The sequence below is a fragment of the Pseudarthrobacter sp. C4D7 genome (assembly GCF_013359725.1).
GTDB lineage: Bacteria > Actinomycetota > Actinomycetes > Actinomycetales > Micrococcaceae > Arthrobacter.
In genome coordinates this window covers 43,728-67,430 of the sequence record NZ_JABFMW010000007.1, presented here as the reverse complement: position 1 = coordinate 67,430, position 23,703 = coordinate 43,728, and the positions used below count along the sequence as shown (strand labels likewise).

Below are 23,703 nucleotides of genomic sequence, written 5' to 3'. Positions count from 1 at the left end.
TTTGACTTACCTCCGACCTGAGGACTTTTGCCATGCCTGAAAACAACACCCCTTTCCCCTCCGCTTCGCTCCTCGGCTACCCCCGCATCGGTCGCCGGCGCGAACTCAAGAAGGCCGTCGAAGCCTACTGGGCCGGCCGGATCGATGCCGCGGCACTGGACGCGGCAGCCAAGGACATCCAGCTTGCCACCGCCAGGCGGCTCCAGGACCTTGGCCTGACCGAGGCGGCAGCTGTGCCCGGCACGTTCTCCTACTACGACCAGGTCCTGGACACCACCGCCCACCTGGGCGCGGTGCCGGCCCGCTTCGGCAGGCTCCTTAACGCTGAAGGACAGCTGGGCCTGGACGGGTACTTCACCCTGGCCCGCGGCACCAAGGACCAGCAGCCGCTGGAAATGACCAAATGGTTTGACACCAACTACCACTACCTGGTCCCGGAGATCGGCCCCGAAACCGCATTCAGCCTGGCCTCCACCGCCAAGGTGGACGAGTTCGCCTTCGCCCTGGCCAACGGCATTGAAACCCGCCCGTACATCGTTGGCCCGGTCACCTACCTGCTGCTGTCCAAGGCCTCCGACGACGCCCCGGAAGGGTTTGCGCCGCTGTCCCGCCTCGAGGACATCCTGCCGGTGTACGTCCAGCTGTTGGAGAAGCTGGCCGCCGCCGGCGCCGGATGGGTCCAGCTCGACGAGCCCGCCCTGGTGGTTGACCAGGACACCCCGGCCGCAGAGATCGACGCCGCCGTTGCCCGGGCGTACGACGTCCTGGCGGCTGCCGCCCACCGCCCCCAGATCCTGGTGTCCACCCCCTACGGTTCACTTGGCGCCCAGTTGGGGACCCTTGCCGCCACCAACATCGACGCCCTGCACATCGACGTTTTCAAGGGCGCCGTTCCCTCCGCGGCAGCACTGGCGGGCCTGGGCAACAAGACTCTGGTCGCCGGCGTCGTGGACGGCCACAACATCTGGCGCAACGACCTTGCCGCGTCCGCTGCAAAGCTTGATCAGCTCAAAGCCGCCGCCGGGGCAGTGGCGGTCTCCACGTCCACGTCCACGCAGCACGTCCCGCACGATGTCGCCGAGGAAACGCAGCTGCCCGCGCAGCTCCGCAGCTGGCTGGCGTTCGCGGACCAGAAGGCGGTCGAGGTTGCCACCCTGGCCTCCTACCTGGCGGAGCCCGCCTCAGCCAGGGACGCGATCAACGAGGCAGCAGCTGTCATTGCCTCCCGCGCCACCGCAGAAGGCGTCCACCGCGCTGACGTCCGGGCCCGCACCGAGGCCCTGACCGCAGCCGACTTCACCCGGTCCGACTATGCGGCCCGCGAAGCCGCCCAGGAAGAGGCGCTGCACCTGCCGCCGCTGCCCACCACCACCATCGGGTCCTTCCCGCAGACGGCAGAGATCCGCTCGGCCCGTGCGCGCAACACCAAGGGTGAGCTGAGTGATGAGCAGTACGCGCAGCTCATGAAGGACGAAATCAAGCGCGTGGTGGAGCTCCAGGAAGAGCTGGGCTATGACGTCTTGGTCCATGGTGAACCCGAGCGCAACGACATGGTCCAGTACTTCGCCGAAAACCTGGAGGGCTTCGACGTCACGGTCCACGGCTGGGTCCAGTCCTACGGTTCACGCTGCACCCGTCCGTCCATCCTCTGGGGCGACGTCACCCGCAGCGCACCGATCACCGTCAAGTGGGCGGAGTATGCGCAGTCGTTGACCAGCAAGCCGATGAAGGGCATGCTCACCGGTCCGGTCACCATCCTGGCCTGGTCCTTCGTCCGCGACGACCAGCCCCTGGGCGAGACCGCCAACCAGGTGGGCCTGGCGCTGCGCGACGAGATCGCCGACCTCGAAGCCGCCGGCATCAAGGTCATCCAGGTGGACGAGCCCGCCCTGCGGGAACTGCTCCCGCTGCGCAAGGCAGACCAGGCTGACTACCTGAAGTGGTCGGTTGACTCCTTCCGCCTGGCCACGGCCGGTGCCGCCGACTCCACCCAGATCCACACCCACCTGTGCTACTCCGAGTTCGGTGTGATCATCGATGCGATCGACGGCCTGGATGCGGACGTAACCTCCATTGAAGCCGCACGGTCCCGCATGGAGGTGGTCCACGACCTGGAGGCGCACGGCTTTGGCCGCGGCGTGGGGCCGGGCGTCTATGACATCCACTCGCCGCGCGTCCCGGGCGAGCAGGAAGTCACCGAACTGCTCAGCACCGCCGTTAAGCACGTTCCCACCCGCCAGCTCTGGGTCAACCCGGACTGCGGCCTGAAGACCCGTGGCTACGCCGAGACGGAAGAGTCCCTGCGGAACCTGGTCAAGGCCACCCAGGCGGTCCGCGCCGGCCTGCTGGAAACAGCGAAGTAAAGGACCGCACTAAAAACGGCGGCCGGTCACCATGGGTGACCGGCCGCCGTCGTGCTTAAAAAATCAGGACTCCCAGACGATTTCGTCGTCCACCACGCCGTCCTGGTCCGCCGACGCAACCAGGACTTCGTCGGTAAAGTGCTCCCCGAGGGTGAAATCCAGGACGAAGTAGCGTTCCGGCTGGCCGGGGAAAATAGCCACGTGGCCCAGTTTCAGGGCCTTCAGGAAAACTTCGTTGGTCAGCTGGCTCCGGTCCTCCACTCCAAACACCTTGTGCAGTTGTTCGTCCTTCAAAGCGTTGCAGTGGAAATGCAGGTACTCCTGGGGGCTGGTGCCCTCCTGCTCCAGTTCCGCGGCGATCATTTCCCGGACTTCGTCCACCAGTTCGGGCAGGAAACGCAGCCGGAATTCGACTTTGCGCAGTGCGGCTTCATCGAAGTGGTCATGGGCGTTGATGTTCAGGTCGAGTTCCAGCGGATGGCCGCGCAGCTCATGTTTGGCGGCGAAGAGGTGGTCCCTGCCGTGGTTGAGCTCAATCTCCCCAAAGTGCTGGCTCGCTACCTTGTTCATAGTCTCAACATAGACCCCAAGGGCAGACCATTCCAGCATTCGGGCCTAATTCACCGCGGTGCGCATCCCCGCGAGAGTTTCCGCCAGCAGGTCCACGAAAAGCTGCACCCGGGCCGTCTTCCGGTCATTGATCAGCAGCGCAAAGACGTTGCGCGCCAACCGGATCTCGGGCACATCCAGCACCACCACGCCCGCAGGTTTGTTCCGCAGCGCCAGTTCCGGGACCAGGGCGGCGCCCAGCCCTGCAGCCGCCATCTCCAGGCTCGCGTGGAAATCATCGCTGTGCGCCACCACCCGGGGGTGCAGGTTGCAGCCGGCGAAGAGCCGTTCGATCACCATGGCGTCGCTGGTGCCTGGATGGTGCATGATCCAGGGCATCTCCGACAGGTGGTCGGCCGCCACCCTTGCGTCGGCCCGGAAGCCCCAACGGGCAGGAAGGACCACGCGGAAATCGTCGTCGCCGATCCACTGCCGGTTGATGGTGTTCGGCCACGCGAACCCGGTCTGTCCCACCTGGAACACCACGGCCAGGTCCAGGTCGCCGCCGGTCCGCAGCCCCTGGATGGTCTGCCCCGGTTCGGCGACGGAAACCCGCAGGTCGATGCCAAGGTCCTTCCACGCAGGATTCTTGAGGATCCGCGGCAGGACATAGGTGGCCAGGCTGGGAAAGATGCCCAGCCGCAGCTCCTGGCTTCCGGCCTCCTGCGTGCGGGACGCGGCGGCCATCAGCGCTTCGATGTCAGTGAGCACCTTCGCAGCATGCCGGGTCATGACGACGGCGGCTTCCGTAGGGATCACGGCACGTGCCGACCGCTGGAAGAGGGTTACGCCCGTTTCCCGCTCCAACGCGGACATCTGCTGTGAAACGGCAGAGGCGGTGTAACCCAGCGTCGCTGCCGCCGCGGCGAACGAGCCCAGCCGTGTGACCTCCAGTAGGGTCTTCAGGTGCACGGGATTTACCACCAGTTCACAGTACTGCACCCATCCGGCGCTTCGACCGCGCCGAATTGCCATCTGTACAACCAGCGCAGCGGCAAATGTTCAGCGGAGGAGCATGAAGTGTCACTTGACCCAGCAGTAAGTGCAGGCGGCCGGCGGCGCATAGCCGTGATCGGCAGCGGGGTGGCCGGATTGACCGCCGCCTACGTATTGAACAGGCAGGACGACGTCACCCTCTTCGAGGCAGATGCCAGGCTGGGCGGCCACGCCCACACCCATGACATGCCACAGGCCGACGGAAGCGCCCTCGGGGTGGACACGGGATTCATCGTGCACAACGAACGTACCTACCCCACCCTCCTGCGGTTGTTCGCCGAGCTGGGCGTCGAAACCCAGGACTCCGAGATGAGCATGTCCATCCGCTGCGACGGCTGCGGACTTGAATACGCCGGTGCCCGTGACGGAGCACGGGGGATCATCGCCCGGCCGTCCAGCCTGCTGCGCGGCCGCTACCTGCTGATGCTGCTCGAAGTCACCCGTTTTTACCGGAAAGCGCGGGAACTGCTCAGGACGGCGCCGCCGTCGGCCGTCAGTGGCGACGTTGAGGTCCCGGAACTGACGCTTGGCCAATTCCTGGCGCGGGAGAAGTTCAGCGCCTATTTCATTTCCCACTTCATGACTCCGGTGGTCAGCGCCGTCTGGTCCTGCGATCCCACCACCGCACTGGCCTACCCGGCACGGTACCTCTTCACGTTCCTGGGCCACCACGGCATGCTGGGCCTCAAAGGCTCGCCGCAGTGGCGCACCGTAACCGGCGGATCGGCACGGTACGTCGAAAAGCTTGCCGCCACGCTGCCCGACGTACGCCTTGGCACCCCCGTGACCGCCGTCCGGCGCCAACCCGATGGCGTGGAACTGGCAACGGCCGGCGGTACGGAAGACTTTGACGCCGTGGTGATCGCAACCCATCCGGCACAGGCCCTCGGCTTCCTGGCCGACGCCACACCGGCGGAGAAGGAAGCCCTGGGCGGGATGCCGTACTCGGTGAACCACACGGTGTTCCACCAGGACCCTGCGGTGCTGCCCGCGGCGGACAACGCCAGGGCGTCGTGGAACTACCGGCTCCCGGCATGCGATGCGCGCCCCGACAAAGTGCTGGTCAGTTACGACCTCACCCGGCTGCAGCGGCTCGAGCCTGCAGACGGGCTCCCATACCTGGTCAGCCTGGGTGAATCCGAGCTGATCTCGGACAGTGCCGTGCTGGAACGCATGGTGTACGAACACCCGCAGTACACCCCTGATTCCCTGAAGGCCCAGCAGGCCATCGCCGCAATCAGCGACGGCCGGATCGCCTACGCCGGGGCGTACCTCGGCTGGGGCTTCCACGAGGACGGCGCCCTCTCCGGCGTCCGCGCCGCGGAGAAACTGGGCCGCACCTGGCCGGTGGCCCGGGCCGGGGACTCCACGGACCCAACCGGCGAGGGGGAGCGGGAACTGCTGTCCGCAGAACCCGTCTGACCATGGACGCCTCGATCTACCGCACGTCCATCTCCCATGTGCGGCGCACCCCGTTGAAGAACTCCTTCACCTACCGGAGCTACAGCTGGCTGGTGGACGTGGACAACCTGCCCCGGCTGCCGCTGCTGCTGCGCCCCCTGGCGGTGTTCCGCGCCGGGGACCACCTGGGTGACCCGCACGCAGGCATCCGGTCCAACGTGGAACGGTACCTGCGGACCCAAGGGCTGGAGCCCGACGGCGGCGCCATCCACATGCTGGCCAGTGCCAGGGTTTTTGGCTACGTCTTCAACCCGCTCAGCCTCTTCTGGTGCTACCGCTCCACCGGTGAACTCCTGTGCGTGGTGGCTGAGGTCCACAACACCTACGGCGAGCGGCACTGCTACCTGCTGCAAACCGGGCCGGACGGCCGTGCCTCGGTGCCGAAAGAGTTCTACGTTTCACCTTTCAACGACGTCGACGGGCAGTACCGGATGAAACTCCCCGCCCCCGGGGACAGGCTTGCGGTGTCCATCGTCCTGGAACGTGAAGGGCAGCGTCCCTTCGTGGCCACCATGGACGGCCGCCGCAAGCCGGCCACCGTTGCCAATATCCTTGCGGCCGCCTTGACGGTGCCGGCCGCGCCGCTGCTGGTATCCGCCCTGATCCGGGTCCAGGGCATTAAACTCTGGGCAAGACGCCTGCCCGTCGTTGCCAGACCACATCACCCCTCACAGGAGGCAGTTCAATGACAATGACTGACGACAACGGAACCGCTCCGGCTTCCGTCGACCACAACGCCCACGGCCAGGCCGCCACGCACACCCCCGCAACGTGGACCGCCGACGGTGTCCCGGCTGCGCCGGCCACCATCGATCCCGCACTGTGGCCCGGTGTTGCCCAGCCGCCGTCGGGCCTCAAAGCCGATGTTGCCGGCAAAGCCGCGGGCCTCATGTTCAGGGGTGCAATCAAGCGGCTGCCGCTGCGCGTCCAATACCCTGACGGTTCAGTCCTGGGAACGGGCGGACCGGACGCCCCCGTGATGACCATGCTGCGGCCGGCCGCTTTTGAGGCCCGCATTGGCGACAACGGGCTGATCGGGCTGGGAGAGTCCTTCATGGCCGGCGACTGGGAGGCATCAGACCTGGCCGCGCTGCTGGAAGTCTTCGCCGCCTCGGTGGACACGCTGATCCCCATGCCGCTGCAGAAGCTGCGCTCGCTGTACCTGCCGCGGACGCCTCGCCAGGAACGCAACGCCGAACAAAACACCCGCAGCAACATCTCTCGGCACTACGACCTGTCCAACGATCTCTTCTCCAATTTCCTGGACACCACCATGAGCTATTCCTCGGCACTGTTCCCGGACGGGGCAGGGCCGCTCTCCGGCGTTGAGTGGGATGCCCTGGCGGGGGCGCAGCAGGCGAAGATCGACCGCCTGCTGGACAAAGCAGGCGTAGGGGAGGGGACCCGGCTGCTGGAAATCGGCACCGGCTGGGGCGAGCTTGCCCTCCGCGCCGCAGCCCGTGGCGCCACCGTCTACAGCGTCACCCTGTCCAGCGAGCAGCAGGCGCTGGCACAGGAGCGGATCGAAAAGGCCGGATTCTCGGACCGCGTGACCGTGGCCCTGCAGGATTACCGCGCCGTGGAGGGGGAGTACGACGCCGTGGTGTCGGTCGAGATGATCGAGGCCGTGGGCTACGAGTACTGGCCCATCTACTTCCAGACGATCGACCGCGTCCTGGCACCGGGCGGAAAGGTGGCTATCCAGGCCATCACCATGCCGCACGGGCGCATGCTGGCCACCCGCAACGCCTACACCTGGGTGCACAAGTACATCTTCCCCGGCGGCTTCCTGCCTTCCGTCCGGGCCATCGAGGGCGTGACCCAGCAGCACACCACCCTGCGGGTCCGTGAGCGGATGGGCATGGGCGACCACTACGCCGCCACGCTGCGGCTGTGGGAAGAACGCTTTCTGGCCCGCTCCCGCGAGGTGGGGGAGCTGGGCTTCGACGCCGTGTTCCAGCGGATGTGGCTGTTCTACCTTTGCTACTCGCGGGCCGGTTTCCAGTCCGGATACCTGGACGTCCAGCAGATTGTGCTGGACCGCCGGGAGGCGCAGCTGTAATTTGCACCGGCAACCCGGTGGGGTACCGGTTGGGCAAGAAGGAGGAAGCATGAGATTGAAGACGTTGGCGTGGACCGCCGCCGCGACGGTTGCCACGTCCGCGGCGGGCGGCCTGGCGACGGATCCCCGGAGCAGCTGGTACCTGAAGCTGCGGAAACCGGAGTGGCAGCCGCCCGCCATTGCTTTCCCGTTGGTGTGGACGGCCTTGTATGCGGACCTGGCGGTGACGTCAGCCGCCGCACTCGACAGTGCGGCGGAGCTGGACCGGGCCTCTGACGCTCCGGACGCGGCCGGGAAGGACCACGGCCGGGCGCTCCGTTCATACCGGGGAGCCCTGGCCGCCAACCTGGTCCTCAACGCTTCGTGGAGCTGGTTCTTCTGGCGCTCCCGCCGGCCCTGGCTGGCTGCCGCCGAGGCAGCCGTCCTGGCGGCCAGCAGTGCCGACCTGGTGCGGCGGACCTACCAGCTGAACCGCGCCGCGGGGATATCGCTGGCTCCCTACGCGGCATGGTGCGGCTTTGCCACCGTCCTCTCCACCGCTATTGCCAGGCTCAATCCGGGCAAGCCCTAGGCCGCCGGCTCCCGCGGCCGTTCCTGGACGGCCTCCCGGACATCCGAAGGGCCCGTGGACACTGCATGTTGTGTCCACGGGCCCTTTCGCGTGCGGCGGACCACATTGCGACACGCCGGAAAAACACGACACGCGCAGTGTGCAAATGTGTGCAACTCCGTCCACAGGGTGTGGACGGGGATCGCCAAAAGACCGTGTTTCAGGCGATTTAAGCAGGGCCTGCCTGTGGATTAAACGTGCAGGGAATGACATACTTGTAATACATCATCTAGGGGTCAATGCGGCCGCTCCGCACTAGATGTAGTATCGATTTACGGAACGGGCGCCATGCAGAACGGGGCCCGGACAGATGCACATTTGGTTTCGGGAAGCAACTGGCTGAGTAGGCCGGAAGCCCCGGGCAGCATCGGAGACGGACCTGCTGGCCGTGGTCTCCAGCAAGAGCAGACTTACACAAGGGGATTGGGAATATGACTGTCACGGTCTACACGAAACCGGCCTGCGTTCAGTGCAACGCGACCTACCGCGCGCTTGACAAGAAGGGCATCGCTTACGAGAGCGTTGACATCTCCCAGGACGCTGAGGCCCTGGAGCGCCTCAAGGCCCTCGGATACATGCAGGCACCTGTCGTGGTCACGGACCAGGACCACTGGTCCGGCTTCCGCCCGGACAAGATCGCCGGGCTCGCCGAATCGGCTGTGTCCTCCGTCGCCTGATTCCCCTTTCGCATTATCCAGCACTGAACCGAGGTAACTTCCGTGGCAGTATCGACGGTTGAAGCCACCACAACGGACAGCCAGCTGATCTGTTTTTCCTCATCGTCAGAGAACACCCTTCGATTCGTCCGGAAGCTGGGCGTTGATTTCGCCCGGCTTCCGTTGTACGCCAAAGACGCACCCCTGGTTGCCACCCGGCCGTTCGTCCTGGTTCTTCCCACATACGGGGGAACCGGGGGAGAAGGCTCCGTGCCCAAGCAGGTCATCCGGTTCCTGAACGAACCGCGGAACAGGGACCTGATCCGCGGCGTCATTGGGGCCGGCAACACAAACTTCGGGGGCAACTACTGCCTGGCGGCAGACATCGTGGCCGCCAAGTGCAAAGTGCCCCAACTTTACAAATTTGAACTCATGGGAACCCCGGACGACGTCTCCAGGGTCCAAAAAGGATTGGAGACGTTTTGGACACGACTGTCGCAGACGCAGAAGTAACGAAGGCCGAGAAGCCGGAGATGCCCGCTGCCTACAAGGGTCTTGGCTATCACGAGCTGAACGCCATGCTGAACCTCTACGGTCCCAACGGCGAGATCCAGTTCGGTGCGGACCGCGAGGCTGCCCATCAGTACTTCCTGCAGCACGTGAACAACAACACGGTGTTCTTCCACGACCTGGAAGAGAAGCTCGACTACCTGGTGAAGAACCAGTACTACGAGCGCGAGACGCTGGACCAGTACACGATGAACTTCATCCGTGAGCTGTTCAACCGCGCCTACAAGAAGAAGTTCCGGTTCGAGACCTTCCTGGGCGCCTTCAAGTTCTACACCTCCTACACGCTGAAGACGTTCGACGGCAAGCGGTTCCTGGAGCGCTACGAGGACCGCGTCTGCATGGTTGCCCTGCACCTTGCCCGCGGCAATGAGCAGCTCGCACTGCAGATGGTCGATGAAATCATCGAAGGCCGGTTCCAGCCGGCCACCCCCACCTTCCTCAACGCCGGCAAGAAGCAGCGCGGCGAGCTGGTCTCCTGCTTCCTGCTCCGCATCGAGGACAACATGGAGTCGATCGGCCGCTCCATCAACTCCGCACTGCAGCTCTCCAAGCGCGGTGGCGGCGTGGCGTTCGCGCTGACCAACATCCGTGAAGTGGGCGCGCCCATCAAGCAGATCGAGAACCAGTCCTCCGGCGTCATCCCCGTGATGAAGCTCCTCGAGGACAGCTTCTCCTACGCCAACCAGCTCGGTGCCCGCCAGGGTGCGGGAGCGGTGTACCTGCACGCACACCACCCGGACATCTACCGGTTCCTGGACACCAAGCGCGAGAACGCTGACGAGAAGATCCGCATCAAGACCCTCTCGCTGGGCGTCGTCATCCCGGACATCACGTTCGAGCTGGCCAAGAAGGACGAGGACATGTACCTGTTCTCGCCCTACGACGTGGAACGCGTCTACGGCATGCCCTTCTCCGACGTCTCCGTCACCGAGAAGTACTACGAGATGGTGGACGATTCCCGGATCAAGAAGACCAAGATCAAGGCGCGCGAGTTCTTCCAGACCCTCGCCGAGATCCAGTTCGAATCCGGTTACCCCTACATCATGTTCGAGGACACGGTGAACCGGGCCAACCCGATCGACGGCAAGATCATCATGTCCAACCTGTGCTCGGAAATCCTCCAGGTTTCCCAGCCCACCACGTACAACGATGACCTGTCCTACGACGAGACCGGCAAGGACATTTCCTGCAACCTCGGCTCGCTGAACATCGCCAAGACCATGGACTCGCCGGACTTCGGCCTGACCATCGAGACGGCCATCCGGTCCCTGTCCGCAGTGTCCGACATGTCCAACATCACCTCGGTGCCGTCCATCGCCAAGGGCAACGACCAGAGCCACGCCATTGGCCTGGGCCAGATGAACCTGCACGGCTACCTGGCCCGCGAGCGGGTCCACTACGGCTCCGAAGAGGGCCTGGACTTCACCAACATCTACTTCTACTCGGTGGTGTTCCATGCGGTCCGCGCCTCCAACCTGCTGGCCATCGAAACCGGCCAGACGTTCGGCGGCTTCGAAAAGTCCAAGTACGCCTCCGGCGAGTTCTTCGACAAGTACACGGAGCAGGAGTGGGTGCCGCAGACCGAGAAGGTCCGCGAGCTCTTCAGGGACGTGCACATCCCCACGCAGGCTGACTGGCTGGCGCTGAAGGCTTCCGTCATGGAGCACGGCATCTACAACCAGAACCTGCAGGCTGTTCCGCCCACCGGTTCGATCTCCTACATCAATAACTCCACCTCCTCGATCCACCCGGTGGCGTCCAAGATCGAGATCCGCAAGGAAGGCAAGCTGGGCCGCGTGTACTACCCGGCGCCGTACCTGACGAACGACAACCTGGAGTACTACCAGGACGCGTACGAGATCGGCTACGAGAAGGTCATCGACACCTACGCTGCCGCCACCCAGCACGTGGACCAGGGCCTGTCGCTGACGTTGTTCTTCAAGGACACCGCCACCACCCGCGACATCAACAAGGCCCAGATCTACGCCTGGAAAAAGGGCATCAAGACCATCTACTACATCCGCCTTCGCCAGCTCGCGCTGGAAGGGACCGAGGTGGAAGGCTGCGTCAGCTGCATGCTCTGACAACCAGAAAAGGTTGATTTTGCGTGAGCGGGAGGAAGGAAACGACGACGGCGACGGGCGGCTTGGTCTAAGGCATCCGGCTTCGGTGGGAGGTTGAGTACCGCTACGTCGGGATCACCACCAAGACGGCCAGTCGTCGTTTCTATCAGCATCTTCGCGTGGCGGCGGGAGGACGCAAGACGCCCTTCTACGACTGGGTGCGAAAGCAGGACCCAGCACATTTGATTGCTGATGAGCTGGACTGGATCGAAGGGTTAGCGGAGTTGGGCCAAGCCGAAATGGACTGGATTAGCTACCTGCGTCGTGAGGGCGACCGGCTACTAAATCTGGCAGATGGGGGTCTTGGACCGACTGGCGTCGTATGGTCGGAGGCGATGCGTGAAGCCGCGCGAATCCGGTCAACCGGACGCAAGACTAAAAGGGAGTCTGGACCGGGTGCCCCCTTTTACGGCAAGAACCACAGCTTGGAGCAGCGGGCAAAGTGGTCTCGTGAACGAAAGGGCACGATATCTGGTCCTAACAATCCCGCCTATGGAAAGTTTGGTCCGGATCATCCGCGCTATGGACAGGCACTGAGCCCGGAGTCCCGTGCGGCGCTGTCCGAAGCCAGAAAAGGTGCCGGCAATCCCAACTTCGGGAAGAAGGCCAGCGCCGAAACACGTGCGAAAATGTCAGCAGTACGGAAGGGCCGCACGATGCCTTCCAGCAAGCGAAGCGCACACACCAGACATCACACCAACAAAGGCATCGAGAAGGCCGACTGCAAGTACTGCGTCGAGGACTCAGCCAAACCAAGTCTCTCTTCAGAAAGTGAGTCGGAATCATGACCGAGAAAGTAAAGCTCCTTAGCCACGTCGAGGCTATTAACTGGAACCGCATCCAGGACGACAAGGACGTGGATGTCTGGAACCGCCTGGTCAACAACTTCTGGCTGCCCGAGAAGGTGCCGCTGTCCAACGATGTCCAGTCGTGGAACACCCTGACCCCGGCAGAGCAGCAGCTCACTATGCGCGTGTTCACCGGCCTGACCCTGCTGGACACCATCCAGGGCACCGTCGGCGCCGTCTCGCTGATCCCGGATGCGCTGACCCCGCACGAAGAGGCCGTCTACACGAACATCGCGTTCATGGAGTCGGTCCACGCCAAGAGCTACTCTTCCATCTTCTCCACGCTGGCCTCCACCAAGGAGATCGACGAGGCGTTCCGCTGGTCCACCGAGAACGAGAACCTTCAGAAGAAGGCACAGATCGTCATGGACTACTACCAGGGCGACGACCCCCTGAAGCGCAAGGTGGCCTCCACGCTGCTGGAGAGCTTCCTGTTCTACTCGGGCTTCTACCTGCCCATGTACTGGTCCTCACGCGCCAAGCTGACGAACACGGCAGACCTGATCCGCCTGATCATCCGCGACGAAGCCGTGCACGGCTACTACATCGGCTACAAGTTCCAGAAGGGCCTGGAGAAGGTCTCCGAGGAGAAGCGCCAGGAGATCAAGGACTACACGTTCGAGCTGCTGTTCGAGCTGTACGAGAACGAGGTCCAGTACACGCATGACCTGTACGACGGCGTCGGCCTGGCGGAGGACGTCAAGAAGTTCCTGCACTACAACGCCAACAAGGCCCTGATGAACCTGGGCTACGAGGCCATGTTCCCGGCTTCCGTCACCGACGTGAACCCGGCCATCCTCTCCGCACTGTCCCCGAACGCCGACGAGAACCACGACTTCTTCTCAGGGTCCGGCTCCTCCTACGTGATCGGCAAGGCCGTGAACACCGAAGACGAGGACTGGGACTTCTAGTCCAACGCTCGCCGGCGCCCGCTGCCACTGTGTCCATCAGCTGACACAGAGGCAGCGGGCGCCGTGTTTTATGTGAGTTCTGATGTGGCGGAAAGGAACCGTCCGAGGGCCCGGAATTGGCGGGCCGGGACGATAAGGGATACTCCAAATGCGATGGCCAGGAGTCCCATGAACCACCACCAGACAGAAAACTTCGCGTTCAGTACTTGGAACAGGAACTGAAACTCGAGGAGGGGCGCCAGCACGATGAGCTGGGTGGCCAGCCCTTTACGCATCTAGACCGCTGCCGCACGTTTGACAGAGATGTGCCTCGGTTCCACCGGAACCTTGCTGAGTATTTCCCGTCGAAGCTGTTTTTGCTCGCTGGCGGTGAGGGACATGAGGACACCCATCGTTCCCATGTCCACGGCTGGACGAATGACTTTCGCGTTGTAGATGATGCCTCCGGAAAAGGCTCCGAGCCATGCCAGCGCAGTCCCGAGGAACAGGTAGGAGAGCGTGTCAGCCCATTCGCCGCGGAACAGCAGCATCCCACGTGCAACCCCAATGCCGAAGAGCAACGCAAGGCCGAGCGGAAAGTAAAGGGTGAAGTAAACCCCGAGTGCTTTGCCGAGTCCCTTGTCGGCGACGCCTGCTGACCGTCGTTCTGCCGCGGACCACCGATCGTCGGACGCTGCCAGCAGATCGTCCACGCCGCCCATTCGACCCCCATGCCCGCTAACTAATCCTCGGACGACGGTACAGCGGGAGGAGGCCTGAGGCTACGAAGTTGATCCAAGCTTTCGGATGAACTAAAAGCGCTAGGGGACTTTGAGGGTGATAGACGGTGTTGTGACGGGGCCGGGACACGGCGCGTAGCCTTCCGCCGACGTCCAGACCAGGTCGTTCTGCTGCTGTGCCAGGACCGTGTGGTCGGCGCCCAGGGCGCGGACCGTCACGCGGTGCGGGTTACCGCTTTGGGCGACGGTGAACTGCCATGTGGTGGCGTCCTTCCGTGAAGAGAGGAAGGCCGGCTGCATGACGTGGGATGGGGACGGATCCGCAGATGATCCTGGAGCAACCGTCTGGACAGAGCCGGCAGTCTCGTCCGCCGACCGTTGGGAGCACCCCTGGTCGCTGCACAATTGCACCTCGTCAACAGCCGCCGCGTGCCCTTCAAGGGTGACGGTGATGATGCTGACGTAGCCCACGGCACTGCATGCGGCCCCGCAGCCGGTGACGGACGATGTGGCAAACAGCAGCGTCCCCAGGATCCCCCAACCCTTTTTCATGGACCGAGTCTACGACCGGTGCCCGAGTGATGGGCCGCAGGGCGGACTATTTGGTCCGGGCCGGCTGGTTTCTCCAGCGCTGGATCAGGATGCGTACGATCCGGTACAGGCAGTACAGCATGAGAAGCGCCGATACTGCACCCACTATTCCTGCTGCGGGCTGGCCGATCACCGGCCCGCTTTCGCAGAAGCTTTCCCCGTAGCCCGGTGCATAGTCGACGCAGCGTCCCACCCAGAGCAGGGACCATGGCAGAACGAAAATGACGACGACGACAAGGCCGACTACCCAGGCCCACACTCGGGTCAAGGGCCAGGACGGGGACTTCCTCGGCTTCACGGCTGACGCTTCCGCCTGGGCAGTGCGGCAGTCGCCTTCCGGCCGCCCAACACCATTGACGCAATGACGAGGATCATGGCAAGCGCTGTCGGCCACACCTCAGTCCGGCCGATCAGCATCCCACCGACGGCGCTGAGGAGGAGAAAGAGGGCCAAGCCGACGACGGCGCCGCGCAAGACGCTCACCCGCGTTCCCGACGGGAAAGGCGGCTCACAACGAACCCCGCTGCTACAGCGCCGACGGCGCTGGCCCCGAGCCGGGCATTCCCGTGCGCACGCGGAGTTAGGACCCACTTTCAACGACGAGGGCAAGGACACCTGCCGCGATCAGCGTTAGTAGTCCGCCTCCCATGAGTCCGAGCATCACGCCCGGCGGCGCGTATCCCTGTTCGTTTAGTGCGACGAAAGCCGAAACTACGAGGCCGGAAAAGGTGAGGAGGCATCCGATTACCGCGTAGAGCCAGCGTCGAGCCGATACGACCTCAGTGATTTCACCAGTTCGCCAAACCAGCCGCAAAGCCAGGACTGCGATGGCTTGCCAACACACAATCGCGCAGACACCCCAGACGATTGCTTGGCCGGCGAGTGGCTCGACTTCAGGAAAAGCTAAAACCGCCCGCTCGACCGAGGCGGGCACGACCCATAGCTGCAGCAGGACAGTCATAAGGAGAAACAGGCGAAGCCCGAACCGCACCGCACTCGAGGTTCTGCGGCTCAACGTGGGTACCCGGCGTAATTAGGCCACCGGACGATCGTCGCGGCAGCGCTTCGGCATTGGCTAACGCAATCTGGGCCCAGCCCTACCGGATACATAAGCAGTCCCCCTCTGCCATCGGTTTCATCGAGTCAACCACGCCATCATCGAGTTGTCGACGGTTCCGTGGAGGCGCTTTTCGGCAACCAACAGCGTCATCGCGACAAACACGACGCACATGGGTGTCGACCTCCACGGGAGGTGGCCCGCTGTCATAACCTGGGTGCGGCCGGGGACTAGACTCTGAACGAAGCGAGCTCTGGGGGAAGCAAAGCATATGCGTTCAATGACCTGCTGGTTTATGGCAACAGTCCTTATCGTCCCGCTGGCAGGATGTGAGTACACGGGGCCGGCGGATGCAGTGGTCAGTTCACCCGCTCCGTCCAGCACCGGGCAAAAGCCTTCCATGGAGGAGAACCTCGGCAAGGTGGCGCGCCTGCTCGATGCATCTGGGGACGAGCCTGGAATGCCGACCGACCGGAAGCCTCTGGGGGAACTGTCGGTTGTCCTCGCCCCCGGTGACTACACGGTCAGGAGCGCATGTGCCGGCGTCCACGGCGTCGAGGTCTCGATCGTTCACAGTGAAAAGCCGACAATGACGGTTCCCTACAGGTGTGACGCCGTTCTGGAGCGGTTCATCCGGCACGCCGGAGGGCCCATCACCATCCGAGCCGTAGCGCCCCTGGACAAGCTGGCCGCAGCGGGTGTCACCCTTCAACCCAATACTGATCCCCGCGCTTCAGAGCTGCAGGACATGTCGGAGTGGTCAGCCCAGCAACTGCAACCACGGCTGCCTGGGGAGTTCGCGGGATCCGCAGCCTCACGTTCGACCACCGGGCACGGAGTGTCGGCAGATGCGGGCAGCTACGAGGTGCAGTTCCTCTGCGAGGGGGCACCAGAAGCTGAGCTAACAGTTTCCAGCTGGGCGGGAGCACAAATTTTGGCTCCAGTACTCGTTCCCTGCAACGGCGAGGTCTTCACGTCCCGGGTGGAGTTGCAGACCAACGGCGCAGATTTCACCATGGCCCCAAGCGCCGAGGTCAAGACCCGTTACGCCTTCAAACTTGTTCCGACGCCATAGCTGCTGATGCCAGGGTCTGCTCCCTACGCGCAAACCTAGCCAAGACCAAGGATCATCAAGGCCGGCTGATCGTGCCGGGTCCTTGGTTCGCCTTCCGAAAATACGTCCCTGTCGGCTCCTGTACTGATTACCGCGCCCAGCGGGAGTTGTTCGACCGCATCAGAAACCAGAATCCCGGGCCGACCGCGGGGCCTGCGACCACGGCCGCCAGCCAGAGCCAGCGCAGCAGTGGCTCATCCGTAAACGGGACTCGAAGTATCTGCACCACCGCCACAACGGTGAGGATGACGATGGCAGCAGAGCGGCCACGCCAAGTCCGATGGCGAGTACCGCGCCAAGATCTACACCCATTATTTGTCCCCCTTTTGTTTCCCCATCCCGCAGTCTCCCATCCGGTCACCTACGTGGCAATCAACGGGACGATCGGTTTCAGTGCGGACGGCCGGCCAACGCCAACTTCCGGCGCCGCCTTATGATTACTGGCCTTCCCTGGCCTGGGAGATCAGCGATACCATCTTGCGCCGCCGTCGGAGGACGGAGACCGGCGCCCACATGGCCAGGCCGGCGAAGACGGCTATGCAAAACACCCAGAACCACGGTGGCCGGTATCGGCTGCAACCATGAATACACCGACGACGGCAAAGCCCCTGAACATCAGCGGGCCAATCCAGATGAAAGGCCTCTCCACTCGGATGGTTTTGGACAGCTCACGTTGCCATTGCTCCCGGTCAGCTTCGGCCGGAAGCCTCCCGCGCGAAACCGCCGTGCGGAACCGCATCGTCGTCGGGAATCCCGTGGGCTTCCTGCTCTCCCGGGCCTGCTGCCAGCGGACGACGGCAAAGAGAACGGCGGCACCCACGAGGCCTGCGGCAGCTGACAGGAGGACGCGTTCGGGTCCGATTTCTTCCCCGCCCAGCAGGGGACGGGCTAGCGTAATGAGGGTTTGAGCGGCGGCAATGAAAAGGAACACCAGGCAAATCCGAAGCAGCCGCTTCATGTGGCCCCCTTTCCTGCAGGCTCCGCCACGGTACCGGTACGAAAGCCAGCCGCGGGATCGATTCAGGAAAGCTTTGGCAGCGGCCCGCGATGTCCTTCAGGACAAGCAAAGGGTGCGCCCCGTTCGCTGAGCGCACCCTTTTCGCTTCCCCACAACCGGATCCCCATCCGAATGGCAACATCATAAGCATGCTGATGGTCTGCCCGTCAAGGATGCATTCACATCCCTGTGTGACCCGGCGTCGAAGCGTGGGAATACGCCGGGGACGGAAGGCAGGCGAGCCGATAGGCTGGGGACATGACGTTGGGGGACGCGGCGGAGCCGCTTGTGCACATCAAGGACTTCCGGATGGACTTCGGGGACACCACGGTCATCCGTGACCTGTCCTTCGACGTCCATGCGGGGGAGACGTTCGGGTTCCTGGGGTCCAACGGGTCGGGGAAGACCACCACTCTCCGGGCGCTCCTGGGAATCTACCGGCCCACGGCCGGCACGCTGCACATCGGCGGGAAGGTCTTTGAACCGCGGGACGGGGCCAGCCTCGGCTACCTGCCCGAAGAGCGGGGACTGTACAAGAAGGAACAGGTCCTGGACGTGATGGTCTATTTCGGCCGGCTCAAAGGATTGTCCAAGTCCGCGGCCCGGTCCTGGTCCGAGGAGTACCTGGAGCGGGTGGGGCTGGCAGGCAAAGCCAAGATCCGCCTGGATAAGCTGTCCAGCGGCCAGCAGCAGAAAGTCCAGCTCGGTGTCACCATCATGAACAACCCGGGGCTGCTCATCCTCGACGAGCCCACCAAGGGCTTTGACCCGGTCAACCGGCGCCTGTTGATGGACATCATCGAAGAACACAAACGGGCCGGCGCCACAGTCATCATGGTCACCCACCAGATGGAGGAAGTAGAGCGGCTCTGCGACCGCGTCATCCTGCTCAAGGACGGCGTTTCCCGCGCCTACGGCACCGTGGAGGCTGTCCAGGAGGAGTTCGGCGGTACCGTCTACCGGGTCACCCACGACGGTTCGTTGCCCGCGTCAGCCTTGTTCGACGTCGTCTCCGATGAAGACGGCCGGGCCGAACTGTCGCCGCGGGCCGGGGCAACCGAGGAGGAGGTCCTTCGGGTACTGGTGGAAGCCGGCGCAGGGGTCCGTTCATTCACCCCGGCACGGATCTCCCTGGATGAAATCTTCATCAAGGTCTACGGCGAACAGCACGAACTCGGAGAAGGCTGACCATGGCACTGACACAGCACAACCTCGGCACCGTCATTTCGTTCGAATTCGTCCGGACCATCAAGAAGCGGGGCTTCGTGATCGCCACCCTGGCGCTTCCGGTGATCCTCGTGCTCATCTTCGCCCTCGTATATGCGTCCAACGCCAGCACCAAGGACACCGCGGACGCGCAGAAGAGCGCGCGGTTCGCGTTCACGTACTCCGACGCCTCCGGGATCATTGTGCCCTCTGCTGCCAAGCTGGCCGGCGGGACGGTCAGCAGCGATCCGGAGGCTGCGATCGCCGCCGTGAAGGACGGTACCTCCGATGCCTACTTCGCCTACCCCGCCGACCCGGCGAAGGAGACAGTGAAGGTCTACGGCGCCGACAAAGGCATGTTCGAGAACGACAAATACCAGGCAAAGGCCAAGCAGCTTCTGGCGGTCTCGGCCCAGAACCAGGTGGGCTCGCCGCAGCTGACGGCCGCCCTGACCGGGGCCGTGAAATTCGAATCCGAAACCTTCAGGGACGGCAGCGCCGCGGCAGGCGTCGGCGGAATCATCCCGCCGCTCCTTTTCCTCGTGGTGTTCTACTTTTCGATGATCCTTCTTTCAAACCAGATGCTGAACTCAACCCTTGAGGAGAAAGAAAACCGGGTCACCGAAATGATCCTGACCACCCTCAACCCCACCACTTTGATCACCGGCAAGATCATCTCGCTGTTCGCCGTCGGCCTGGTCCAGATCCTGGTGTTCCTGGCCCCAGTTGGCCTGGCCTACCTGTTCTTCCGGGACCGCCTGGCCTTGCCTGAGGTTGACCTGACCGCCCTGGTCTTCGAGCCCGGGCCCATCATTGCAGGGGCCCTGCTCACGCTGGGCGGGTTCACGGTGTTTACGGGGGTCCTGGTGGCCATTGGGGCAATCATGCCCACTGCCAAGGAGGCCGGCACCGTCTTCGGCCCGCTGGTGGCCATGATGTTCATCCCCTTCTACACATTCAGCCTGATCATCTCCAACCCGGATGCGCTGATCGTGCAGATCTTCACGTACTTCCCGCTCACTGCACCGGTGACTGCCCTGCTCCGCAACGGTTTCGGTACCCTGAACGCCGTCGAAGCAACCATCGTGGTGGTCGAACTGTTCGTCGTCGGGTTTGTCATCCTGCGCCTTGCCGTCCACCTGTTCAGGTACGGGTCCATCGAATACGGCCGGAAACTCTCCATCGCCGGGACGTTCCGCCGCAGCGAGCTCGCCGCTAAATAAGGAGAAGAATCCACGGCACAGCAGCCGGGCGCCGGGGAGGCTTCGGATCCGGTACGAAAAGTACCGGATGCAAAGCGCTGCGGCTGCGCCTCTTTACCGTTCCCTGCGGCTGGTAACGGCCGTGGAAATGATGACGCACACCATGCCGAGGGCGGTCAGCCACATCACCGTTGCACCCTGGACGATGCGGAAGACGCAGTAGGCCAGCACTACTGTGGCCACGGAGATCAAAGCGCCGTACCTGAATTTCACCGGCGGGCCCTTCGCGTTCCGCGGGAAAGGAGCACCGAGACAACGACGGCAACGGCAAGGCCCGCAAAGAACGCGGTCACCGCTCCTATCGACTGCCACAGCAGCGCCCACGGCACGAAGCCCGCGAGGAAAACGATGACAACTCTGACGGATCTCTTGTCGGCCCCCATCGTTGAAACGTTACCAGGAGGCAGTGGACGGGGCGCAAGGGGGTACGCTCAGGTGGCATGACGGAGAAACCTGCCCTTGGCTGCGTGGAATGCCACGGCAAGGATTCGCGGTCCGTACCGGCGCCCAGCCAGCCGGCCGCCAGGCTGAAGGGCGCGGGCAGTGACGCGTGATCCCGGCGCCGACGCTACTCCGGGCGGCGAGGTCCTGATCCGGAGGGGCGTCATCCTCACCGGCCGGGCGCTGTTCAAGGGCTGGGCCATCACGACGACGCTGTGGCTGCTCGGCCTGTACGCCGTGCTGGCGGCCACGTCCCAGGGGTTCCTGCTCAACCTCGCACTGATGGTGCTGATGTACGGCTACGGCATTGCGTTCGCTGCCGGCGTCCCCCTGGCCTGGATCCTTGGGCTCCTGCTCCGTCCGGTCCGGAACCAATGGATCCATGTTGCTGCGTTCTTCATCGTGCCGACGCTTTGCTTCTGGGCCCTTGGTTCCACGCTCGGTTTCGGCTGGTCGATCGAGGCCCTGGGGTTGTGGTCAACGGTTGGCCTCGCCGCAGCCGTGGGACGTTTGGCCGTCTGGAGGGACGTGGCGGTCCGGTGAGGAAAGGGCCAGCAGCCGCGATCCGTGCACGCGCTGGCCCCGGTCCCGTCCCTTGTGCCCGGCCGGCCGCGCCGGTTGGCTGCGATGCCGCACCCCTAGCGCAGGTTTGCGACTGCCTGCGAAATCGCCGAAAGCCGCCTGGTCGAGGCGAGTCCCAGGTGATACACGTGCAGTTCATCGGCGCCCGCCGCGTGCAGCGCGGCCCACTCCTTGGCCAACCCGCCGCCGTCAGGCGTTTTAGGCGGCAACGCCAACACGTACGCGCCAGTGCGCAGTCCCGCGGCTGTCATGGCCTCGACCGTCAGCGCGCCCTCACGTGGACTTCCCCAGCAAGGCACGACGGCGGTGGCGTCACCACGCTGCCCCCAGAGCCGGCTCCGGCGCAGTGCCTCCACCGGCAGGAAAGGTCCCGTGCTCCAGGGGTCCGGCGAGGCGTGCAGGGATAAGCGGGGACAGGACCCTGAGGCATCGATGGCTGCCAGGCACTGATCCAGCAGCGCCGCCGCGGCTTCCCACCGGACTTCCAGCAGCGGCAGGAAGTCATGGCTGTCGGCCGCCGTGGCCGCTGTCAGTTCCGGATCCTCTGACCGGACGACCGCGGCGCGTACCCGGTCCTGGTACACGGTGGCGGAGAGCCCCCGCGCCTCATAGGAATCCGAGCATGCCGCGCAAAAACACAGTGACAGCAGCGCCTGGACAAACGGCGAGTACTCTGCCCCCTCCGTCTTCTCGTGCCGGTTCTGGTGGCTGAATCCGAGCGGTCCCACGGCCTCCAGGATGAGGCCGTCCGGGCGGCCGTGGGCCAGGACCTGGGCCACGATCCCGGCCGCGTACTCACGCACTGACGGGTGCGACGGGCACAACGCGTAGCGGTACACCTCGCCGAACGCGTTGCGGACGCACAGGCCGGGGTTGTTTCCGCCGGCCGCGCTCGAGTGGGTCAGGACAGTCCAGGCGTCCACCGGAACGTTGGCTGCCCGCAGCGCCGAAGCCGCCGTGCCGAAAGAGTTGTCCGTTCCAGTCCACGCCTCCGCGCTGACGGGGACCAGGGGCCGGCCCGCGAACGCATTGCCGGCGGGAACGTAGAGCGCCGCGGAGCGGGCATCCACCACGCGGCGGGAGGGGTGCCGCGGGGTGCCGGCACGGACCGAGTGGTAGGCCGCCGCAAGCGCCACGCGGTCCACGCCGCTGCCCGTAATCCAGGCAACCGCGGCGGAGTCACCCAGCACGTCCCACGGGTAGAGATAGCCCGTGACCTGTGGCGCCTGCGTGCCTACCACCGGGGAAGATCCGCCGTGAATCCGGGCACGAAGCGCTGCATATAGCCGGTGTCATCCCGGGCCGTCATCCGGGCATCCAGGTACTGCTGGTGAAGTTCGGCCAGCTTTTCCCGGTCCAATTCCACGCCCAGTCCTGTCCCGGTGGGCACCCGGACGCTGCCGTCCACGAACCGGAGGACACCGGGCTTGACCACATCGTTGTGCCCGTTCCAGGGGTAGTGGGTATCGCAGGCGTACGTCAGGGCCGGGGTGGCCGCGGCCACGTGCACCATGGCGGCGAGGCTGATGCCCAGGTGGGAGTTCGAGTGCATGGACAACCCTATGCCGAACGTTTCGCAGATGGTCCCAAGTTCACGGGTGTGGCGCAGCCCGCCCCAGTAGTGGTGGTCACCCAGGATGACCTGGACGGAGCCCAGTTCGACGCTCCGCCGGATATGTTCGAACGCCACCACGCACATGTTCGTGGCAAGCGGCATGGGTGCGGTGGCGGCCACGGCACCCATGCCCTCCAGGCCGGGCGTGGGATCCTCCAGGTACTCCAGCAGACCGTCAGTTTCCCGGGCCACCCACTGCGACGTCTCCACCGTCCATGCCGTGTTCGGGTCGAGCCGGAGCGGCATGTCCGGGAAGGCTTCGCGGAGCGCCTTGATGGCCTCTATTTCCTCTGCCGGCGGCAGCACCCCGCCCTTGAGCTTGATGGACTTGAAGCCGTAGTCGGCGATCATCTTTTGTGCCTGCCGCACGATGCCGGCGGGGTCCAGCGCTTCGCCCCATTCGTCTCCGATGGCGGCTCTGCCGTCCATCGCCGGGTGCTCGGCCCACTTGTAAAAGAGGTAGGCGCTGAAAGGGACTTCGTTGCGGACGGTGCCGCCCAGCAGCTCGCTGACCGTCCTGCCCGTGGCATGCCCCTGGATGTCCAGGGCCGCCACTTCGAAGGCCGAGAACACTGCCGCACGCTCGAAGGCTGAGAGGGAGGGATCCAGCGCCTGGTCGATGAGTTGCTCCATGCGCGAGGTTTCAAAGACGCTGACGCCCTTGATGGCGGCGGCGCCCGCCGCCAGGTTGTCCAGCCGGCTGCGTCCGCCGGCGCATTCGCCCAGGCCCAGCAGTCCGTTGGCCGTCCGGACTTCGATCACCACGCGGTGGACCAGGGGTTCGTGAACCCCGACGGCGTTCAGCAGCGGCGGATCGGAAAAGGCGATGGGGGTGATGGTGATGTCCGTGATGGTGAGGTCCGCCGCGGTGGGCGCTGACGCTGCCTGGATGGTGGAGCTGGTTTTCATT

At 64.3% G+C, this 23,703-nt stretch carries 24 protein-coding genes; 14 read left to right on the top strand and 10 right to left on the bottom strand.

Going from position 1 to position 23,703, the window contains the following annotated elements:
- Positions 1 to 32 precede the first annotated feature (32 nt).
- On the top strand, positions 33 to 2,363 hold the full coding sequence (metE, locus tag HNO81_RS07450) for a 5-methyltetrahydropteroyltriglutamate--homocysteine S-methyltransferase (protein WP_175317491.1): 2,331 nt from the start codon (positions 33 to 35) through the stop codon (positions 2,361 to 2,363).
- A 63-nt stretch (positions 2,364 to 2,426) separates the two neighbouring features.
- Here the strand turns inward: metE and HNO81_RS07445 are convergent, their stop codons facing one another.
- Both HNO81_RS07445 and HNO81_RS07440 read right to left on the bottom strand, forming a co-directional pair.
- Positions 2,427 to 2,933: a DUF2004 domain-containing protein gene (locus HNO81_RS07445; protein WP_175317490.1), complete on the bottom strand. Its 507-nt coding sequence runs from the start codon at positions 2,931 to 2,933 to the stop codon at positions 2,427 to 2,429.
- A gap of 45 nt (positions 2,934 to 2,978) precedes the next feature.
- The gene (locus HNO81_RS07440) at positions 2,979 to 3,896 is read right to left on the bottom strand and encodes a LysR family transcriptional regulator (RefSeq protein ID WP_175317489.1); all 918 of its coding nucleotides are present in this window, start codon (positions 3,894 to 3,896) and stop codon (positions 2,979 to 2,981) included.
- A gap of 96 nt (positions 3,897 to 3,992) precedes the next feature.
- Between HNO81_RS07440 and HNO81_RS07435 the strand changes: the two genes are divergently transcribed.
- The 9 genes from HNO81_RS07435 (at position 3,993) to nrdF (ending at position 13,209) form a co-directional block, all read left to right on the top strand.
- Positions 3,993 to 5,390, top strand: coding sequence for an FAD-dependent oxidoreductase (locus tag HNO81_RS07435; RefSeq protein ID WP_175317488.1), 1,398 nt, complete (start codon positions 3,993 to 3,995; stop codon positions 5,388 to 5,390).
- Complete coding sequence (locus tag HNO81_RS07430; RefSeq protein WP_217509207.1) at positions 5,387 to 6,118, top strand: DUF1365 domain-containing protein; 732 nt, start codon at positions 5,387 to 5,389, stop codon at positions 6,116 to 6,118. Before HNO81_RS07435 ends, HNO81_RS07430 begins: the two co-directional genes overlap by 4 nt.
- Entirely contained in the window at positions 6,115 to 7,491 is a 1,377-nt protein-coding gene (locus HNO81_RS07425) for a class I SAM-dependent methyltransferase (protein WP_175317486.1), read from the top strand. The genes HNO81_RS07430 and HNO81_RS07425 overlap by 4 nt, the downstream gene beginning before the upstream one ends.
- A gap of 49 nt (positions 7,492 to 7,540) precedes the next feature.
- Positions 7,541 to 8,062: a TspO/MBR family protein gene (locus HNO81_RS07420; RefSeq protein WP_175317485.1), complete on the top strand. Its 522-nt coding sequence runs from the start codon at positions 7,541 to 7,543 to the stop codon at positions 8,060 to 8,062.
- 470 nt (positions 8,063 to 8,532) lie between these two features.
- Complete coding sequence (gene nrdH, locus HNO81_RS07415) at positions 8,533 to 8,778, top strand: glutaredoxin-like protein NrdH (RefSeq protein ID WP_175317484.1); 246 nt, start codon at positions 8,533 to 8,535, stop codon at positions 8,776 to 8,778.
- Positions 8,779 to 8,820: 42 nt separating this feature from the next.
- Positions 8,821 to 9,270, top strand: a complete 450-nt coding sequence (gene nrdI / locus HNO81_RS07410) for a class Ib ribonucleoside-diphosphate reductase assembly flavoprotein NrdI (protein ID WP_175317483.1) — start codon at positions 8,821 to 8,823, stop codon at positions 9,268 to 9,270.
- Between the two features lie 20 nt (positions 9,271 to 9,290).
- Positions 9,291 to 11,411 carry a class 1b ribonucleoside-diphosphate reductase subunit alpha gene (gene nrdE, locus HNO81_RS07405; RefSeq protein WP_175317570.1) on the top strand — a complete coding sequence of 707 codons (2,121 nt, stop codon included), beginning with the start codon at positions 9,291 to 9,293 and terminating at the stop codon, positions 11,409 to 11,411.
- 158 nt (positions 11,412 to 11,569) lie between these two features.
- On the top strand, positions 11,570 to 12,238 hold the full coding sequence (locus HNO81_RS07400) for an NUMOD3 domain-containing DNA-binding protein (protein ID WP_254703357.1): 669 nt from the start codon (positions 11,570 to 11,572) through the stop codon (positions 12,236 to 12,238).
- A complete protein-coding gene (gene nrdF / locus HNO81_RS07395; RefSeq protein WP_018761532.1) occupies positions 12,235 to 13,209 on the top strand; it encodes a class 1b ribonucleoside-diphosphate reductase subunit beta in 975 nt (324 codons plus the stop codon). Before HNO81_RS07400 ends, nrdF begins: the two co-directional genes overlap by 4 nt.
- Positions 13,210 to 13,484: 275 nt before the next feature.
- Here nrdF and HNO81_RS07390 read toward each other — a convergent pair whose 3' ends face one another.
- The 3 genes from HNO81_RS07390 to HNO81_RS07380 form a co-directional block, all read right to left on the bottom strand.
- Positions 13,485 to 13,901: a hypothetical protein gene (locus HNO81_RS07390; protein ID WP_175317482.1), complete on the bottom strand. Its 417-nt coding sequence runs from the start codon at positions 13,899 to 13,901 to the stop codon at positions 13,485 to 13,487.
- A gap of 108 nt (positions 13,902 to 14,009) precedes the next feature.
- A complete protein-coding gene (locus tag HNO81_RS07385; RefSeq protein ID WP_175317481.1) occupies positions 14,010 to 14,480 on the bottom strand; it encodes a hypothetical protein in 471 nt (156 codons plus the stop codon).
- Between the two features lie 46 nt (positions 14,481 to 14,526).
- Positions 14,527 to 14,787 (bottom strand): hypothetical protein, encoded by a 261-nt coding sequence (locus HNO81_RS07380; RefSeq protein ID WP_175317480.1) that lies wholly within the window; start codon positions 14,785 to 14,787, stop codon positions 14,527 to 14,529.
- Positions 14,788 to 15,871: 1,084 nt separating this feature from the next.
- Between HNO81_RS07380 and HNO81_RS07375 the strand changes: the two genes are divergently transcribed.
- Positions 15,872 to 16,651, top strand: coding sequence for a hypothetical protein (locus HNO81_RS07375; RefSeq protein ID WP_175317479.1), 780 nt, complete (start codon positions 15,872 to 15,874; stop codon positions 16,649 to 16,651).
- Between the two features lie 127 nt (positions 16,652 to 16,778).
- Here HNO81_RS07375 and HNO81_RS20400 read toward each other — a convergent pair whose 3' ends face one another.
- Both HNO81_RS20400 and HNO81_RS07365 read right to left on the bottom strand, forming a co-directional pair.
- A complete protein-coding gene (locus HNO81_RS20400; protein ID WP_371818190.1) occupies positions 16,779 to 16,925 on the bottom strand; it encodes a hypothetical protein in 147 nt (48 codons plus the stop codon).
- A gap of 300 nt (positions 16,926 to 17,225) precedes the next feature.
- Complete coding sequence (locus tag HNO81_RS07365) at positions 17,226 to 17,648, bottom strand: hypothetical protein (RefSeq protein WP_175317477.1); 423 nt, start codon at positions 17,646 to 17,648, stop codon at positions 17,226 to 17,228.
- Between the two features lie 297 nt (positions 17,649 to 17,945).
- Between HNO81_RS07365 and HNO81_RS07360 the strand changes: the two genes are divergently transcribed.
- Together HNO81_RS07360 and HNO81_RS07355 are read left to right on the top strand one after the other, a co-directional pair.
- Positions 17,946 to 18,875, top strand: a complete 930-nt coding sequence (locus HNO81_RS07360) for an ABC transporter ATP-binding protein (protein WP_175317476.1) — start codon at positions 17,946 to 17,948, stop codon at positions 18,873 to 18,875.
- Positions 18,876 to 18,877: 2 nt separating this feature from the next.
- Positions 18,878 to 20,116 (top strand): ABC transporter permease, encoded by a 1,239-nt coding sequence (locus HNO81_RS07355; protein WP_175317475.1) that lies wholly within the window; start codon positions 18,878 to 18,880, stop codon positions 20,114 to 20,116.
- Positions 20,117 to 20,209: 93 nt separating this feature from the next.
- Here the strand turns inward: HNO81_RS07355 and HNO81_RS07350 are convergent, their stop codons facing one another.
- Complete coding sequence (locus HNO81_RS07350; RefSeq protein ID WP_175317474.1) at positions 20,210 to 20,368, bottom strand: hypothetical protein; 159 nt, start codon at positions 20,366 to 20,368, stop codon at positions 20,210 to 20,212.
- Between the two features lie 330 nt (positions 20,369 to 20,698).
- On the opposite strand from HNO81_RS07350, the gene HNO81_RS07345 reads away from it, so the two are divergent.
- Positions 20,699 to 21,139, top strand: a complete 441-nt coding sequence (locus HNO81_RS07345) for a hypothetical protein (protein WP_175317473.1) — start codon at positions 20,699 to 20,701, stop codon at positions 21,137 to 21,139.
- 95 nt (positions 21,140 to 21,234) lie between these two features.
- On the opposite strand, the gene HNO81_RS07340 is transcribed toward HNO81_RS07345, so the two are convergent.
- Positions 21,235 to 22,419, bottom strand: a complete 1,185-nt coding sequence (locus tag HNO81_RS07340) for a hypothetical protein (RefSeq protein ID WP_175317472.1) — start codon at positions 22,417 to 22,419, stop codon at positions 21,235 to 21,237.
- Positions 22,413 to 23,702, bottom strand: coding sequence for a glucarate dehydratase family protein (locus HNO81_RS07335; protein WP_175317471.1), 1,290 nt, complete (start codon positions 23,700 to 23,702; stop codon positions 22,413 to 22,415). The genes HNO81_RS07340 and HNO81_RS07335 overlap by 7 nt, the downstream gene beginning before the upstream one ends.
- Position 23,703 lies beyond the last annotated feature (1 nt).

Coding starts and splice junctions, on each gene's coding strand:
- metE (WP_175317491.1), top strand. CDS start 33: ATGCCTGAAAACAACACCCCTTTCCCCTCCGCTTCGCTCCTCGGCTAC.
- HNO81_RS07445 (WP_175317490.1), bottom strand. CDS start 2,933: ATGAACAAGGTAGCGAGCCAGCACTTTGGGGAGATTGAGCTCAACCAC.
- HNO81_RS07425 (WP_175317486.1), top strand. CDS start 6,115: ATGACAATGACTGACGACAACGGAACCGCTCCGGCTTCCGTCGACCAC.
- HNO81_RS07420 (WP_175317485.1), top strand. CDS start 7,541: ATGAGATTGAAGACGTTGGCGTGGACCGCCGCCGCGACGGTTGCCACG.
- nrdH (WP_175317484.1), top strand. CDS start 8,533: ATGACTGTCACGGTCTACACGAAACCGGCCTGCGTTCAGTGCAACGCG.
- nrdE (WP_175317570.1), top strand. CDS start 9,291: ATGCCCGCTGCCTACAAGGGTCTTGGCTATCACGAGCTGAACGCCATG.
- nrdF (WP_018761532.1), top strand. CDS start 12,235: ATGACCGAGAAAGTAAAGCTCCTTAGCCACGTCGAGGCTATTAACTGG.
- HNO81_RS07385 (WP_175317481.1), bottom strand. CDS start 14,480: ATGAAAAAGGGTTGGGGGATCCTGGGGACGCTGCTGTTTGCCACATCG.
- HNO81_RS07375 (WP_175317479.1), top strand. CDS start 15,872: ATGGCAACAGTCCTTATCGTCCCGCTGGCAGGATGTGAGTACACGGGG.
- HNO81_RS07365 (WP_175317477.1), bottom strand. CDS start 17,648: ATGAAGCGGCTGCTTCGGATTTGCCTGGTGTTCCTTTTCATTGCCGCC.
- HNO81_RS07360 (WP_175317476.1), top strand. CDS start 17,946: ATGACGTTGGGGGACGCGGCGGAGCCGCTTGTGCACATCAAGGACTTC.
- HNO81_RS07355 (WP_175317475.1), top strand. CDS start 18,878: ATGGCACTGACACAGCACAACCTCGGCACCGTCATTTCGTTCGAATTC.
- HNO81_RS07335 (WP_175317471.1), bottom strand. CDS start 23,702: ATGAAAACCAGCTCCACCATCCAGGCAGCGTCAGCGCCCACCGCGGCG.